The sequence below is a fragment of the Bartonella sp. CL63NXGY genome, from assembly GCF_042194905.1.
Classification (GTDB): Bacteria; Pseudomonadota; Alphaproteobacteria; order Rhizobiales; family Rhizobiaceae; genus Bartonella.
This window is the reverse complement of record NZ_JBHINK010000096.1, coordinates 452-704: the sequence shown is the minus strand read 5'-3', so window position 1 is coordinate 704 and position 253 is coordinate 452. Positions and strand designations below refer to the sequence as shown.

Annotated in this window: 1 pseudogene; it reads right to left on the bottom strand. The window is 39.1% G+C overall.

From position 1 onward, the window contains the following. Positions 1–190: pseudogene (locus ACFIK0_RS09435) on the bottom strand (aspartate racemase); the annotation flags it as partial. Positions 191–253 lie beyond the last annotated feature (63 nt).

The following is a 253-nucleotide window of genomic DNA, read 5'->3' as shown; positions in this document are numbered from 1 at the left end:
GTGCAGTTGGATTAGGCTTACTGTGGTCTAAAATCCAACTGGTCCGATCAGGAATGGTTGCGTGATTAACAACAATGTAATTTAAATAGTCCTGATCACGTTTTGTTGGAGTCCGTTGATCTAGCAACCGCACATAACTTTCGGTTGCCAAAGTACCCATTCCACCTAAAATAGTAAAAAATTGTTGCATAGTGAATTCCTCTCGATTCAAGGATTTTTAATTACGACAATAAGGCGACAAAAATTGGCCCTA